At 35.8% G+C, this 15,710-nt stretch carries 12 protein-coding genes; 6 read left to right on the top strand and 6 right to left on the bottom strand.

Annotation, left to right across the window (positions count from 1 at the left end; genetic code table 11):
• The first annotated feature begins 230 nt into the window (after positions 1–230).
• The 3 genes from ABW637_RS03540 to ABW637_RS03530 all read left to right on the top strand — a co-directional run bounded on the left by ABW637_RS03540 (position 231) and on the right by ABW637_RS03530 (position 2,312).
• Positions 231–995: an enoyl-CoA hydratase/isomerase family protein gene (locus tag ABW637_RS03540; RefSeq protein WP_445012712.1), complete on the top strand. Its 765-nt coding sequence runs from the start codon at positions 231–233 to the stop codon at positions 993–995.
• Positions 996–1,037: 42 nt separating this feature from the next.
• Positions 1,038–1,490 (top strand): 6-pyruvoyl trahydropterin synthase family protein, encoded by a 453-nt coding sequence (locus ABW637_RS03535; RefSeq protein WP_367583253.1) that lies wholly within the window; start codon positions 1,038–1,040, stop codon positions 1,488–1,490.
• Between the two features lie 66 nt (positions 1,491–1,556).
• Entirely contained in the window at positions 1,557–2,312 is a 756-nt protein-coding gene (locus tag ABW637_RS03530; RefSeq protein ID WP_367583252.1) for a UDP-2,3-diacylglucosamine diphosphatase, read from the top strand.
• A gap of 78 nt (positions 2,313–2,390) precedes the next feature.
• Here the strand turns inward: ABW637_RS03530 and ABW637_RS03525 are convergent, their stop codons facing one another.
• The 3 genes from ABW637_RS03525 to ABW637_RS03515 all read right to left on the bottom strand — a co-directional run bounded on the left by ABW637_RS03525 (position 2,391) and on the right by ABW637_RS03515 (position 5,519).
• Positions 2,391–3,833 (bottom strand): Ig-like domain-containing protein, encoded by a 1,443-nt coding sequence (locus tag ABW637_RS03525; RefSeq protein WP_367583251.1) that lies wholly within the window; start codon positions 3,831–3,833, stop codon positions 2,391–2,393.
• 155 nt (positions 3,834–3,988) lie between these two features.
• Positions 3,989–4,963: an ABC transporter ATP-binding protein gene (locus tag ABW637_RS03520; RefSeq protein ID WP_367583250.1), complete on the bottom strand. Its 975-nt coding sequence runs from the start codon at positions 4,961–4,963 to the stop codon at positions 3,989–3,991.
• Positions 4,964–5,075: 112 nt separating this feature from the next.
• A complete protein-coding gene (locus ABW637_RS03515) occupies positions 5,076–5,519 on the bottom strand; it encodes a GNAT family N-acetyltransferase (RefSeq protein ID WP_367583249.1) in 444 nt (147 codons plus the stop codon).
• 127 nt (positions 5,520–5,646) lie between these two features.
• Here ABW637_RS03515 and ABW637_RS03510 point away from each other — a divergent pair, with 127 nt between their 5' ends.
• Positions 5,647–6,699, top strand: coding sequence for a DUF3078 domain-containing protein (locus tag ABW637_RS03510; protein ID WP_367583248.1), 1,053 nt, complete (start codon positions 5,647–5,649; stop codon positions 6,697–6,699).
• Positions 6,700–6,701: 2 nt separating this feature from the next.
• On the opposite strand, the gene hflX is transcribed toward ABW637_RS03510, so the two are convergent.
• Positions 6,702–7,910, bottom strand: coding sequence for a GTPase HflX (gene hflX / locus ABW637_RS03505; RefSeq protein WP_367583247.1), 1,209 nt, complete (start codon positions 7,908–7,910; stop codon positions 6,702–6,704).
• A 123-nt stretch (positions 7,911–8,033) separates the two neighbouring features.
• Between hflX and ABW637_RS03500 the strand changes: the two genes are divergently transcribed.
• The gene (locus tag ABW637_RS03500; protein ID WP_367583246.1) at positions 8,034–9,002 is read left to right on the top strand and encodes an endonuclease/exonuclease/phosphatase family protein; all 969 of its coding nucleotides are present in this window, start codon (positions 8,034–8,036) and stop codon (positions 9,000–9,002) included.
• A gap of 18 nt (positions 9,003–9,020) precedes the next feature.
• Here the strand turns inward: ABW637_RS03500 and ABW637_RS03495 are convergent, their stop codons facing one another.
• Both ABW637_RS03495 and ABW637_RS03490 read right to left on the bottom strand, forming a co-directional pair.
• A complete protein-coding gene (locus ABW637_RS03495) occupies positions 9,021–9,773 on the bottom strand; it encodes a hypothetical protein (protein ID WP_367583245.1) in 753 nt (250 codons plus the stop codon).
• A gap of 253 nt (positions 9,774–10,026) precedes the next feature.
• A complete protein-coding gene (locus ABW637_RS03490) occupies positions 10,027–10,734 on the bottom strand; it encodes a hypothetical protein (protein WP_367583244.1) in 708 nt (235 codons plus the stop codon).
• Positions 10,735–11,068: 334 nt separating this feature from the next.
• Between ABW637_RS03490 and ABW637_RS03485 the strand changes: the two genes are divergently transcribed.
• A complete protein-coding gene (locus ABW637_RS03485) occupies positions 11,069–15,682 on the top strand; it encodes a T9SS type A sorting domain-containing protein (RefSeq protein WP_367583243.1) in 4,614 nt (1,537 codons plus the stop codon).
• The last annotated feature ends 28 nt before the right edge of the window (positions 15,683–15,710 follow it).

Below are 15,710 nucleotides of genomic sequence, written 5' to 3'. Positions count from 1 at the left end.
CAAATAGAATTATTATGGTATACAAAACCATTAAAAGCACCCCTATTTTTAATCTGTGTTTTTCGAAGAATTGTTCTAACATATGTTAAATATAAATCAAGTTGATTAGTTACTATTCAAAATCCACTCTGTAGTTATTATTAGTTTTTAACACAAAATCAACACATTAGCTCCCAGAGATAAATAGTTAATAAGATATTAACTATTTTTATGCGAAAAAAGCAATCATAATGACATCAAGAACTAGCGGAAGTTTATATACTCATATCGAAAATAACATTGCAACCGTAGAGTTTGGGCATCCAGCCAGTAATTCGTTTCCATCAGAATTATTGGCAAGATTGACTAAAGCCCTCGATCAATTATCTGTTGATAACTCTGTACATGTTATTATTTTGAAGTCTGAAGGTGATCGCGCATTTTGTGCTGGTGCCTCTTTTGATGAATTGGTAGCAATAACTAATCTTCAACAGGGTAAATATTTCTTCTCTGGGTTTGCTAATGTGATTAATGCAATGCGCAAATGCAAAAAACCTATTATAGGTAGAATACAAGGAAAAACTGTAGGAGGTGGTGTAGGGTTGGCATCAGCATGTGATTATTGTTTAGCTACAGAAGCCGCATCGGTAAAATTAAGTGAACTTACTATTGGTATTGGTCCTTTTGTTATCGAACCTGCTGTGTCTCGAAAAATAGGACTCGCCGCATTTGAAGCCTTGGCTTGGGATGCATCACAATGGAAAAACGCTTATTGGGCCAAAGAGAAAGGATTGTTTTCTCGAGTTTTTCCTAATATCCCAGAATTAGACAAAGAAATACAACTATTTGCAGAAAATTTATCAAGTTATAACCCAACAGCGTTGCAACAAATGAAAAAAGCTACATGGCAAGGAACTGATCATTGGGATGAGTTGCTAATAGAACGGGCAGCAATTTCTGGAGAATTGGTGCTTTCAGAATTTACTAAACAAGCATTAGAAAAATTTAAGAAATAGAACGTAATCTTCCGTAACTTTGCAAAAATTACAACGTAAAGTATGAGTAATATACGAATCACCAAACAGTTCTCTTTTGAAACGGGCCATGCCTTATATGGTTATGATGGTAAGTGTAGAAATGTACACGGGCATAGCTATAAATTAAGCGTTACGGTCATTGGTAGCCCTATCACAGATACATCACATGTAAAATTGGGTATGGTTATCGATTTTGGTGACCTCAAAAAAATCGTTAAAGAAGATATAGAAGATGTGTTTGATCATGCTACAGTATTTAATAAAAACACGCCGCACATCGAATTAGCCAAAGAGCTTCAAGAAAGAGGGCATAATGTGATTTTAGTAGATTATCAACCCACTAGCGAAAATATGGTCATCGACTTTGCGAAGAAAATCAAAGCTAGACTACCAGAAAATATCAAACTACACTCTTTAAAACTTCAGGAAACTGAAACATCTTACGCAGAGTGGTATGCCTCAGATAACAAATAAATCTCATAGATCAGATAGACTTATGAGGTGCTATTGTTTTATTATCTTTACTTCCAAATTAGCACTATGAATCTTCCGGAAGGGAAAAAAATATACTTTGCCAGCGATAACCACCTGGGTGCTCCTACTTCAGAAAAGAGTTTTCCCAGAGAGCAAAAATTTGTACGATGGTTAGATGAGGTTAAAAAAGATGCCGCAGCCATTTTTTTGCTTGGTGATCTTTTTGATTTTTGGTTTGAGTATAAAACTGTAGTACCTAAAGGATTTACAAGAACTTTGGGTAAATTGGCAGAGATTACAGATTCTGGAATCCCTGTATATTATTTTGTAGGCAATCATGATCTGTGGATGAATGGATATTTTGAAGAAGAGCTTAATATCCCTGTATATCACACCCCTCAGGAATTTACCTTTAATACAACTACTTTTTTTATAGGTCATGGAGATGGATTAGGCCCTGGTGATAAAGGCTATAAACGAATGAAAAAAGTCTTTACTAATCCATTTGCCAAATGGTTATATAGATGGTTGCATCCGGATTTAGGAGTAAAATTGGCACAATATCTTTCGGTAAAAAACAAGTTAATCTCTGGTGATGAAGATGTTACTTTTCTTGGTGAGGACAATGAATGGCTAGTACAATATTGCAAAAAAAAGCTTGAAGATAAACATAGGGATCATTTTGTATTTGGACACCGCCATTTACCCATGGAAATTGAATTAAATGAAAAATCTCGATATACCAATTTAGGAGATTGGATTATACATTACACCTATGCCGTTTTTGATGGAAAGGAGATGAAATTAAATAAATACGAATAGAGCAGCGCTATCAAACAAAAAGTAAAGCAGAAACACAAAGGTGTTTCTGCTTTACTTTTTATGAATATTACAATTGGATTACTCAATCATAATTTGTTTAACAATCGTGTTTTTTCCTAATGTGATTTTTACTAAATACAGCCCATTTGTTTTAACAGAACTTCTTAAACTGTCTAAAGGAATTGATATGGTACCCGCTCTTAAAACACCTAAACTACGTTGGACAATACTTTTTCCATTTAAATCCATAATTTCTATCGAAGAAAGAACGTCTTGAGGTAGTGTAACTTGAACACTAACATCATTTCCTTTAATAACTGGATTGGGATATACGCTAACATGTTGCACCGCAAAAGATGTACCGTTTAGTGTGTTAAGATTACCCACATTAAGATCTTTAATGATAAATTTTTCCCAGGATCCAATCGCATTTCTATTACAGAAAACCCCCATATCTCTACCATTTTCATGACTTACATACTTGCCATTATTCCCTTTGATAGCATACAAATCACCTCCCAGAGGTTCTAATATGAATTTTTCCCAGGATCCTACAGCATTACGATTACAGTTCATCGCTTTATTTCCATTTTCTGAACTCACATATTTACCATTATTCCCTTTAAAGCTAACCGTTCCGTTACCGGCAGATTGTACTGTAAATTGTTCTCCTGTTCCTACTGTATTACGATTGGCTCGCATGGATCTGGATCCTCCTTCAGAGCTTACATATTTATTAATGCTTTGTCCTTTGATTGTAACACCTTCACCATTGTTTCCTCCTCCATTATCATCTACAATAATAGTTATGGTTTTGGTAGTTATATTTCCCTTTTTATCAGTCGCTTCTGCTTTGAGAGTATAAGTGCCTATACTTAAATTCTTAAGCTTTTCATCTTGATTGTTCTGGTTCCACTCATATGGGTTTACGTTTTCTTGTCTAATGAAAGAATTATTGATATATAGCTTTACGTTACTTACTCCATCATTATCTGTAGCTTTAACATCAACTGTAATCGTTGCAGGAGCTTGATAAGAAGCGTTATTTAATGGACTATTAAAAGATGTGTTGGGACCATTATTGTCACCTCCTCCTGTATCTCCTCCAAATCTTGGCCTGCCTTCTAACCAATTCATATCCCATTTTGGCCCAATCTGATTACATCCCGATGGTCCCAAATCTGTACGCCCCGGACATCCGGTTTCATCTGGAGCATCATTAGCAGGTCCATTTCCACATTGTATATCATTATACGGAGCATCACCATTTTGAAACGCTCTAAACAAAGGGTGCTTTTTTAATTCATCACAGATGTCAATAATCTTAAAAGGGGCGCCATTAATGGCTACAGTTTTAGTGCCAATCCCATGATCAAAGTTGCTAGAATTACACCAACAAAAACCATTGGCTGCGAAACTATCGGTCCATCCTGGATGTCGTGGGTTCCATTGTTGTGAAAAAATACTGTTAACAGAAAATAGGGTAACCAAGAGGGTTAACACAATCAGTTTACGTTTCATAATACTACTTTTGATGATTAGTGAATTAGTTAAAAGTTATGGTATTACGATAACGTAGATTATATGGCTAACTAAGGGTACATTAAGCATACATTATGCAATAAAAGAATACATAAAGCATACTTTTAAGTAATCATAAAAATAAATCGTACTGCTTAATTCTTATCGTTTATTCTGGATAGTGCTTCAGGGGTAACCTGAACTCCGATCATTTCTGGAGATTTTAGTTTAGCAGGGTGCTCAAAAAAGATAATTGTATTGTTAAAAACAGCTTCAATCAAATAATGACTTCCTTTAAAATACGCGTTTTTAACCCTGGCTTTTAGCTTTGACTCTGCATCTACTTTTAGTTCATGAGGATAGATAAGTATTGTAGAGTCATCATTTGAATTAGTAAACAAAGAAATTTGTATTTCATTTACTTCACCAAAAAGAGAAGCCACATAATAATTTGATGGGTTTTTATACAATTTAATGGTGTCTTCTTTGGTCATAATTTCGCCTTGTTTGATCACAATTGTTTCGTTTGTAAAAGATAAAACATCTGTTTTGTCATGGGTAGCGGTTATGCTCGTAATGTTGTTTCGGTTTAAATATCTAAACAGGTTTCTTCGTAACGAATTTCTTCTAAAGTTGTCAATGTTATGAAAAGGTTCATCAAGCAATAATAATTCGGGCCTTTTGGCAAGCGCTTTGGCCAAAGCAACTCTTTGTTTTTGACCTCCACTTAGGTTTTCTACTTTGGTATTGGCAAACTCTATCATCTCTACGATTTCAAGCAATTCTTGTACGCGACCTTGCTTTAATTCTAGTTCAAAATTAGAGAGATATTGACCAATGTTTTCGGCCACACTACGATAGGGTTGTAACTCAAAACCTTGAGAAATATATTTCATATGCTCATGACCAGGAACGAGGTTATAATCTGGTCCCAAAAGTTCTTCTTTTTCCCAAAACAATGCTCCTTCTTTACTTTGTAAAAGCCCGTAAATGACCTTAAGCAAGGTACTTTTTCCGCAACCACTAGCTCCAATTAGCGCAACATGTTGCCCTCTTTTAATAGAGAAACTTATATTTTTTAATACTGGTTGTGTATCGTAAGCAAAAGAAACATTCTGGATTGTAAGCATACTCAAATATATTGAACTTTCTTATAAAAAAAGCTATCTAGAAAATTTGATTTTTCAGCCTCCTAAATTAACGTGTAAGATGCTCTAGAAACCAAGGTAATTAACCTAATTATTAAGATGTTCCCGACCATTCTTTTTTCATGTGAAACTCATATTGATCTTCTCCGGTTATTTTAAAACCGATTCGCTCATAAAGATATCGTGCCGGATTTTCTTTTAGCACCTTCAAAGTCACACTTTTATTTTTCGATTGTGCCTTAGAAATTACATCATTTGCTATGCCTTTTCCTATGTCCATCCCTTGATACTGTGGTAAAATCTGGAGCTGCACTATTTCTATACTGTTTTGTGTCTCTAAACACTTTAAAACTCCTATTCTTTCTGAAGAATTTATTAGTATCTGAGTCGCTTCAAAAAAATCGTGAGCCCTAGCAACATGTTCTTCATCAGATAAATAAATTCCTGCTTTTTCTAGATGTTTAACCATGGTTAATTTTCTTAGATCGAGTAAAAAATTCTTATCTGTTTCTTTTGCTTTTACTAATTCTATTTTCATTTTTTCACAATCAAAATTATTAGCGATTTACGAATATAATCTAATTCATTGAAATCTGTTGTTTCATCATTTGATAAAGCAAAAAGCATCTCTTATCTTTGTGCCCTACCTCTGCAATAAAGATCAAATGAGCAGGTTTTTTTTAACCGTATTTCTATTTTCTTTTGTAATAAATCTTTCTGGGCAAGAAGAGAAAAGTAAGGCTATGTCTGCTGAAGATTCTATAAAAAAAGCCGTAACAGATTCTTTAAAGTTATCACTTAAAAACCTCATCAAAAATAAGCCTGTAGATATTAGCATAAAAGTATTAGAAGAAACCCTTAATGAGATAAAACCAAAACCAAAAGAGAAAAAAGAAGAAGAAAAGGATGGTTGGAGGACTAAAGGCCAGTTTTCTTTACTATTCAACCAATCCGCCTTTAATTTTGATTGGCAAGGGGGTGGAACCTCTAATGTATCTGGTAATAGTTCTGTAAAATATAATTTCAATTATAAAAGAAAAAGCTTTTCCTGGGAAAACAAAATCAATGCAGATTATGGTTTATCGTTTTTGAAAGACGAGGATTTTGCCAGAAAAACAGATGATCGAATCGAAATTAATAGCCGAATTGGGCAACGTATTGGAGAAAGTAATTGGAACTATTCATTTTTTGCGAATTTTTTATCCCAGTTTGATAAAGGGTTTCGTTTTGAAACTGACCCAGACACTGATGAAACCATACGTATCGAAGAAACTCATTTTTTCTCTCCTGCATTTATACAAGCTGGTCCAGGGTTGCTTTGGAAAAAAAGCGATGATCTTACTATTAACATTGCACCAGTTACCTCTCGTATGATCTTTGTTGACAAAGAGTTTACGAATGTCGAAGGGTATATAGATGGGGATTACTTTGGGGTTGATGCTGGAGAAAGTACTCGATTTGAATTTGGTGGGGCAATTGCTGCAAATATTAAATTTTCTGTAAGTGAAAACTTTACCATAGAAAATATCCTGAATTTATATTCAAACTATATTGAAGACCCGGCTAATATCGATTTAGATTATACACTCAACATAAATCTTCAGGTAAACCGCTATATTTCCAGCAGCTTTATATTTCAGAGCATTTATGATGATAATGCTACTGCGGCGTTTCAAATACGACAAGTTTTAGGTATTGGCCTTGATTATAAATTTTAATCTTACTCTTCTACAATTTCGGGATATAAAAAGTTGTTATACGGAAACCGCGTTACATGGATATCTCTTACCTCTTTATATACTCTTTTTCTAAACTCTTCGATATTTTCTTTATTTATTGCCGAAATAAACAAGGCACTATCCCCTATTCTGTTCATCCAGGTATGTTTCCATTCTTCGAGTGTATAATGTGCCTTGGTTTTTTCTGTGGTCAAATCATCAGCTTCAATCACTTCATGGGTATAGGCATCAATTTTATTAAAAACCATGATCGATCGCTTATCTGTGCAATCAATCTCTCCAAGTATTTTGTTTACTGATGCTATATGATCCTCGAATTGAGGGTGAGAAATATCTACTACATGCAATAGCAGATCAGCCTCTCTTACCTCATCTAGTGTGCTTTTAAAGCTTTCTACCAATTGTGTTGGAAGTTTTCTTATAAAACCTACGGTATCACTAAGTAAAAACGGAAGGTTGCCAATAACCACTTTTCGTACTGTGGTATCCAACGTTGCAAAAAGTTTATTCTCGGCAAATACCTTACTCTTAGCAACGACATTCATCAATGTAGATTTTCCCACATTAGTATATCCCACTAGTGCAACGCGAACCAATTTACCTCGATTGCCTCGCTGTGTTGCCATTTGCTTGTCAATGGTTAGTAGTTTCTTTTTCAACAAAGAAATTCGATCTCTTACAATACGGCGGTCAGTTTCAATTTCGGTTTCACCCGGACCACGCATTCCTATACCTCCTCGTTGTCTTTCTAAGTGAGTCCATAAACCCGTAAGACGTGGTAATAAATATTGATATTGTGCTAGTTCTACTTGTGTTCTGGCATAGCTTGTTTGTGCACGTTGCGCAAAAATATCTAGAATTAGATTGGTTCTATCGATGATTTTTGCTTTTAGGGTTCGCTCTATATTACGAAGCTGTCCTGGAGATAATTCATCATCAAAAACAACGGTTCCGATTTCATTTTCTTCAACATATATCCTAACCTCTTCTAGCTTACCTGTTCCTATAAATGTCTTAGAATTAGGGATGTCCATTCTTTGAGTAAATCTCTTCACCACTTCACCTCCTGCAGTGTAAGTAAGAAACTCTAACTCATCCAAAAACTCATTTAACTTCTCTTCGTCCTGGGTTTTGGTTATGATTCCTATTAGTACTGTTTTCTCGTATGCTATTTCCTTCTGTTCTAACATTAAATAAGATTATCTTCTATGCCTTAATTTACTATATTGTGCCTTTAATCAGGTGTACAAAAGTACAATAATTATACACTCAGAATTGAATAGCATTAAGGGTTTATTATAAAATTATATACTATGGCTAACAAATTTTATTTCCGTAAAAAAAATACTAATCATTTTACGGTAGCATTTTACAACCTCGAAAACCTATTTGACACCACAGACGATCCTTATACACTGGATAATGACTTCTTACCTGATTCTGAAAAACGATGGAACCGCAAAAGATATGAGAAAAAAATCTTCAAATTAGGCACAGCAATTTCTAATATTGGTTTCTCTAAAACCGGTAAAGCTCCTGTATTGGTTGGTGTAGCAGAAGTAGAAAACAAGAGAGTTCTCGAAAACCTGATTGACTCTAAACATTTAAAAAATAAAAACTACGGTATTGTTCATTATGATTCTCCGGATGAAAGAGGTATTGATGTTGGATTACTTTATCAAAAAGAATATTTTGAAGTTACGCATTCAGAAAACATTCCGGTTTTGGTGGATAGCCAAAAAGGAGATCGGGATTATACCCGCGATATTTTATGGGTTACTGGTAATTTAAACAAAGAAGAGATTCACATCTTAGTAAATCACTGGCCATCAAGACGAGATGGAGCAGAACTTACCTCATATAAGCGTGTAGTAGCTGCAGAAAAAAATCGTGAAATAATTAGCAGAATTACCTCACATAACGCAGATGCAAAAATTATCATCATGGGTGATTTTAATGATGATCCTTCTAGCCAAAGTATTAAAGAGTTGGTTCAAAATGATCTTTTTAATCCTATGGAACGATTGCTTACTCGATATAGTGGTAGTACCAATTATAGAAGTCAGTGGAACTTGTTTGACCAAATTATCTTTAGCCATAATTTCCATAAATATGAAAAGGGGAAGCATTGTTTTTCTGACGCATCAATCTTTGATGATGATTTTCTTAAAATATACAAAGGACGCTACAAAGGAAATCCATTTAGAACCTACGTCGGAAAAAAATACACCGGAGGATACAGTGATCACTTTCCGGTGTATATGCGATTGCAGTTACATTAAAAAAGAATACTACCTTTTTTAATTTGATCCCACGTCTCCAGGAGGGTTGCTTGGTTGCTTTAGGGCAATTCTACCCACCCCATAACCGTTGTTTGCAGAGTCGTATCTAGAGTCCCATGTATCCCATCCATTGGTAGAGTTGTTATCTAATGACCCGGCAGGATTAATAACAGGTTCTAAAAGTGAACCCCCCGAATAACTACTTTCATTTCCCGGCTGCATCAGTTTGGTCATATCTACTTTAAACTTATTAAACACCCATTTGTCTTTTCCCTTTAGGCTAATTGATGCTGAACTTAATTCAACCCAACGCAAAGATTGATCAAATGTAATGTCAATACCATAATAATCGGTTTTTCCTTTTTCTCGATCATTACCTGGATTGTTTAAATATACCGTCCAGTGATGCCAACCCGTATTTGTGCGAAAACGAACTGTAGACTTTACAGCTCCGTCTGTGCCATCATATTTACCGTTTCCGGTTCTGGTTGTTATTCTATATACCCAATTTTTTGTAGATCTTTTACTAAAGTCGTTTTCTTTAAGGTAATATTCTTCAACTGCTTTATTAAATAGTGCAGAAGCTTCTTCCTCGCTTACATCAGCGTCAAAACTCATGTGTAAAAAAGGTTTCACGGTTTTTGTAACTACTTCTTCTGTGGTTTCGATGGTATTAATCTCCGTATCTACTTCAGATTTTTCACATGATGTAATGACTATAGTACATGCCGCTATTAATACATACTTTTTAAAATTGTTTAGTGTTTTCATTTAGTTGTAAGAGTTTATTTAAATTATTTAATATGTGTGAACTATTAAATAAATATAACCCAACCTCTTTCGGTTTCTTAACACCAATTGACAGAACACCTTTTTGAATTGATAAAAAATAGATTTCAATTGATAGCATAATAATTCGAGAAAACCTATCGGTTATATATAGACGAAATGAATACAAAAAAGGGCTGAATTTCAATTAAAATTCAGCCCTCTACATAAGTGTTTATTGATTAATGAGTGCGCTTCAAAATTTTAATTTGCCATATCCCCCTCTTTTTCGGTAGCTGTCCCAACAACTAGCACAAGTATTGTCCAACCAAACATTAGGAAAAGTATATATGTTTGTTGCACCAGTTGCAGCTACAGTTTGATCTTCTGTGATCATGTAGGTGTGAAATTGTTTTAGAAACCAGTCGTCGGTTCCTTGTAATTGAATTGTTGACGAACTTATATGTACCCAGCTAACCGCTTTGCCTGGCAAAAAGGTTTTAAAAAGATAATAATCCCACTTACCCAATTCTCGTTCATCAATCGATGGATAATCCAAAATAATATTTTTAGCAGCATGCGCTCCTTTGTTGGTACTAAAATATACAGAAGCTCGTACTGGGCCATCGGTACCGTTGTTAGATTGAGTACCCGTAAGCGTTGCTATTCGATAAAACCACTCTGTACTTAACCCCTTGTTTTGATTTTTGTTTTTTAGTTTGTATTCTGCTATCGCCTTATTAAATCTAGCTGAGGCCTCTTCTTCGGTTAAATTGCCATCAAAACTTAGGTGCAACAATGGTTTTACTGATTCTTCTTCTATAAAAATATCATCTTTAACAAAAGCTTCTCTGTCATTAGTGTTTATAAATTCTGCTTCTCCGTCTGGTTGTTCACATGATGTTATTAACAAAACACATACAATAACCCACAAAAAAACTCCAAAATCCCCCAATTTTTTCATTTTCCCTCTAATTAAATTAATTCTATTATTTAAAAATGGCCAGAATTATAATTCTGTTGTCATTTCTAATAAAACAAATTTAATCTCTTGATAATCAGAATAAAAGAGTCTAAAATCCCAATTTAGTGGGGGTTGTTTTACCCTTTTTAGCCAGGGGTTGTTTTCAGAATCTTAGATTCTTTGAAGTTTTTAGTCCTATAAACCCCTGATTTATAAAGGCCTCTGAGGAAAAATGTTAATTTGTTGATGTTTTTTTAACATAAGTAGGGTGCAAGAATGGTTCTAATGCCATACCTTGAGCTACGCAAAAAATCACACAAACAAACTAATTGTCATGAAATTAAAATTACTTTTAATTCCATTTGTCATTTCATGTTTTATGGGGGCTCAAAATGGAATTGCGCAGTCAGTGTTTATCAACGAAATACACTATGATAATGCAAGTGCAGACGTAGATGAAGCTGTCGAAATCGCTGGATCGGCAGGAACGGATCTTACCAACTGGAGTATTGTTTTGTATAACGGATCAAACGGTTCGGTATATAATACCATTGCTCTTTCAGGAAATATTCCTGATCAACAAAACGGTTTTGGAACTGTTGTAGACACTCTTGCTACAAACGGTTTGCAAAATGGTGCACCAGACGGAATCGCTCTGGTGGATAACAATAATGCTGTTATTCAATTTTTAAGTTACGAAGGTTCTTTTACTGCAACAGATGGGCCTGCATCGGGATTAACTAGTACAGACATTGGGGTCTCTGAGTCTAGTAGTACTCCTGTTGGTGCCTCTTTACAATTATCTGGAGCAGGCACTACAGCTGCAGAATTTACCTGGGAAGTTGCAACAGCTAATACGTATAGTCAGGTAAACACCAATCAATTTTTCGGAACACCAGTAATTTTTCCGGTAATCAACGAATTTGTATTTAACCACACGGGGTCAGACACAGATGAGTTTGTAGAAATAAAAGCTGGTATAGAAGCAGATCTAAGCGAGTATTGGATAATAGAAATCGATGGAGATAGCAACTCTGCTGGTACTATCGACGAAGTAATTCAACTAGGTACAACAGATGTTAACGGGTATTTTACAACGCCTTTTGGTAGCAATGTTTACGAAAATGGTACCGTAACCTTACTTTTAGTTAAGAATTTTACGGGTGCTCTTGGGCAAGACCTCGATGCAGATGATAATGGTACTTTTGATACAACACCATGGGAAGCAATTACCGATGATATAGGAGTAAATGATGGTGGCGCTACAGATCAAAACTATGCTACAGTTACTTTACTACAGTCTTTTGACGGAAGCACATTTACCGTGGGCGGAGCTTCAAGGTTTCCTAACGGACAAGATACAGATGCTGTAACAGATTGGACAAGAAATGACTTTGATGGAAGTGGATTGCCAAGTTTTCCTGTAGCAGTTGCAGAACCTGGAGAAGCAGTAAACACGCCTAACAGAGAAAATGTGGTTGTTGAGGATACAGGCGGAGAAGATGCTGTATTGCTTATCAATGAAATTGATGCCGATACAGAAGGATCAGATGTTTTAGAGTTTGTAGAGCTATTTGACGGCGGAGTAGGAAATACTGCTCTTGACGGACATATCCTTGTGTTTTATAACGGATCCAACAATCAAAGTTATGCGACTTACGACCTTACCGGATTTACCACAAATGCTAATGGATATTTTGTAGCAGGTAATGCAGACGTACCTAATGTTTCTATCACCTTCCCAGGAAATGGATTACAGAACGGAGCAGATGCTGTTGCATTATATAAGACAGATGCTGCTAGTTTCCCTAACGGAACGGCAGTAACCACAGATAATCTTATAGATGCTATCGTGTATGACACAAATGATAGCGATGATGTAGAATTATTAGTATTGTTAAATGAAGGAGAACCACAAGTTAACGAAGATGATAAAGGTGATAAGAATTTCCACTCTGTACAGCGTTTCCCAAATGGATCTGGGGGGTTAAGAAATACATCAACCTATACACAAGCAATTGCTACTCCAGGAGCTGCTAATACAAATGCTACAGAAATCGTAAACCTTATTATTAATGAGTTAGATGCCGACACCCAAGGATCTGATGCTTTAGAGTTTGTAGAACTATATGACGGTGGAACCGGAAATACATCGCTAAACGGATACGTATTGGTAAACTATAACGGAAACAATAACACTAGCTATAATGCTTTCGATTTAGATGGTTTTTCTACCAATGCCGAAGGATACTTCGTAATCGGTAATGCAGACGTTGCTAATGTTGATCTTGTAGTACCTGGAAACTCTTTTCAGAATGGAGCAGATGCAGTAGTATTGTATTTTGGAGATGCTACAAGTTTTCCTAACGGAACGGCTATTACTACTGATAACATAATTGATGCTATTGTATATGATACTAACGATGCTGATGATCTGGAGTTATTGGTATTATTAAATGCAGATCAACCACAGCTAAACGAAGATGCAAACGGAAGTAAAGACAGTGAATCTTTGCAACGTGTTCCTAACGGACAAGGTGGTGCTCGTAACACAAGTACTTATGTAGCCAAAGCTCCTACTCCGGGTGCTGATAATGATGGAGTGATTGTAACTCCGGGTGAGCCAATCACCATCGCCGAAGCTAGAGCTGCTGCAGAGGGTACTCCTGTAACTATTGCAGGAGTATTAACAGTAACCGACGCCTTTAATGGTCCTGCATTTATTCAGGATGCAACAGGTGGGATTGCTGTTTTTGATGAGCAAGTACAAGCTAATGCCGCTCTAAAAGTTGGAGATTCTATTACTGTAACGGGTGTTAGAGCTGCTTTTAATGATCAGGTTCAGCTTAACGGTGTAGTTGAGGTGGTAAACAATGGGCTTCCTCAGAACCCCATTACTCCTTTAGAAATTACTCTTACAGAACTTGCTAATCACCCTGGTGAATTGGTTCGTGTGCTTAATACTACATTCCCTAATCCAGGAGATCTTTTATTCGGAAACTCGAATTTTACACTTACCGATGCAAGCGGAAATGGAGAGTTGCGTGTTGATAACGATGTAGCTTCTGTCGTAGGAAAGGCACAGCCTGTTACTTGTCCAGAAGTTACTGGTGTAGTGGGTCGTTTTAGAGAATTCTTCCAATTATTACCCAGAGCATCTGAAGATATTCCTTGTGCAGTAGAGTTTATTCCTCCTGGGGATACCGTAGGTTTCCCTAAAGAAGATACTTTTGATGTAGTAGCCTGGAATATTGAGTGGTTTGGAGATGAAAATAACTCTCCTGTAGGGCAAAACCCAATGTCTGATGCTATCCAAAGAGATAGTACAGCAACAGTACTTCAAAAATTAAAAGCAGATGTGTATGCTGTAGAAGAAATTGCAGATGATGTATTATTTGCCGAATTGGTGGCGCAACTACCAGGGTATGATTATATCTTATCTGATGCAACCTCTAATCCTGGCGGAACTCCACCTTTCCAAAAGTTAGGATTTATCTATAATACAGAAACCGTTTCTGTAGTAAATACAAGAGCAATGTTTACTTCTATTCACCCATTATACAATGGTGGTGATGACTCTGCTATTTTGGATTATCCAAATGCGACGTCTCGTTTTTTCGCTAGCGGAAGATTACCATTTTTAATGACCGCAGACGTAACTATAAATGGGGTAACAGAGCGTATCGATCTTGTTGCTTTACATGCACGAGCTAATAGTGGTAATGACGCCCAAGGTCGTTATGACATGCGTAAGTATGATGTAGAGGTACTTAAGGATTCGTTAGACGTTAATTTTGCGAATAACAAAGTTATTTTACTGGGAGATTATAATGATGATGTTGATGAAACTGTGGCAGATATTCCTTCAACTATTTCTAGTTTCCAGGAGTATGTAAATGATTCACTTAATTATAATATCGTATCATCTGCATTAAGTGAAGCAGGACTGCGTTCTTTTGTGTTTAGAGAAAATATGATTGATCACATTGCTGTTACTAATGAGCTTAATGAGGCCTATATCGAAAACTCTGTGACTGTTCACTACGAGGTATACGATGCGGATTATGCATTTACCACATCGGATCACTTCCCGGTTTCTGCACGATTTTTATTAGAGCCAGAATTTGTTGATAACGAATGTATGGGAGGATCTGTTGTTTCTTTTGATCAAGGAAAAAGAAGAGACGGAAGATTAATACCAAGATATAGAAGTAATCCTGAACGTGCTATAGGTACACCTAGAGAAAGGAGGTTCCTTAATTTTGTGAGTCTAGGTTTTGGAGGATCAATAACAATAGAGCTTAACAATGAGATTTTTGACAATGCAGACACCAATGAATTTGCCATATTCGAATCTACAGGGTTCTTTGATAATGTTTCTTGTGATTATTTCCCAGAATCTGCCGAAGTATTTGCTTCACAAGATGGGGTAGAGTTTGTTTCTTTAGGAACGACTTGCCAAGATGGCGAATTTGATCTTGCAGCGGGTAACTTACGTTCTGCTAAATATATTAAAGTTGTTGATATTAGTGATAAAAACGTTTTTCCTTGGTTTGCAGATGGATATGATTTAGATGCTATTGTATGTCTAGAAAATGGAGAATCTATTGTAGCCAAAGAAGCTGCAGTATATGCAGAAAACCCAACAGGTCTAGAAAGTGAATTAATGGACGAAAAACTGGGTTCAGAAGAGATAAACGTATCCGTTTCTCCTAACCCTGTTACAAGTTATCTTTCTGTTGATTTTAATGCATTCTCTGGAAATGATGTAGATATTTCTGTGACCAATGTAACCGGTCAAACGGTTTATGCGCAAACCATTCGACTAAATGTTGGTCAATCAAAATTATCCATCGATATGAGTCGTTATGCAAGAGGTTTTTATGTGGTTCGTGTAACTGATACAAAAGGAGCTTTTAGCACACAACAAAAAATTATTAAACAGTAATTCTTGTTTAAGCAAGAATACAACATAA

Source organism: Aquimarina penaris, assembly GCF_040786285.1.
Taxonomy (GTDB): domain Bacteria; phylum Bacteroidota; class Bacteroidia; order Flavobacteriales; family Flavobacteriaceae; genus Aquimarina.
The sequence above is the reverse complement of the archived record's forward strand: the minus strand, read 5'-3'. Positions and strand labels throughout refer to the sequence as shown.

What these genes read in the sequence shown, in the direction of transcription:
- ABW637_RS03540 (WP_445012712.1), top strand. Translation starts at nt 231, where the DNA reads ATGACATCAAGAACTAGCGGAAGTTTATATACTCATATCGAAAATAAC.
- ABW637_RS03485 (WP_367583243.1), top strand. Translation starts at nt 11,069, where the DNA reads ATGAAATTAAAATTACTTTTAATTCCATTTGTCATTTCATGTTTTATG.
- hflX (WP_367583247.1), bottom strand. Translation starts at nt 7,910, where the DNA reads ATGTTAGAACAGAAGGAAATAGCATACGAGAAAACAGTACTAATAGGA.
- ABW637_RS03515 (WP_367583249.1), bottom strand. Translation starts at nt 5,519, where the DNA reads ATGAAAATAGAATTAGTAAAAGCAAAAGAAACAGATAAGAATTTTTTA.
- ABW637_RS03535 (WP_367583253.1), top strand. Translation starts at nt 1,038, where the DNA reads ATGAGTAATATACGAATCACCAAACAGTTCTCTTTTGAAACGGGCCAT.
- ABW637_RS03490 (WP_367583244.1), bottom strand. Translation starts at nt 10,734, where the DNA reads ATGAAAAAATTGGGGGATTTTGGAGTTTTTTTGTGGGTTATTGTATGT.
- ABW637_RS03530 (WP_367583252.1), top strand. Translation starts at nt 1,557, where the DNA reads ATGAATCTTCCGGAAGGGAAAAAAATATACTTTGCCAGCGATAACCAC.
- ABW637_RS03520 (WP_367583250.1), bottom strand. Translation starts at nt 4,963, where the DNA reads ATGCTTACAATCCAGAATGTTTCTTTTGCTTACGATACACAACCAGTA.
- ABW637_RS03525 (WP_367583251.1), bottom strand. Translation starts at nt 3,833, where the DNA reads ATGAAACGTAAACTGATTGTGTTAACCCTCTTGGTTACCCTATTTTCT.
- ABW637_RS03510 (WP_367583248.1), top strand. Translation starts at nt 5,647, where the DNA reads ATGAGCAGGTTTTTTTTAACCGTATTTCTATTTTCTTTTGTAATAAAT.
- ABW637_RS03495 (WP_367583245.1), bottom strand. Translation starts at nt 9,773, where the DNA reads ATGAAAACACTAAACAATTTTAAAAAGTATGTATTAATAGCGGCATGT.
- ABW637_RS03500 (WP_367583246.1), top strand. Translation starts at nt 8,034, where the DNA reads ATGGCTAACAAATTTTATTTCCGTAAAAAAAATACTAATCATTTTACG.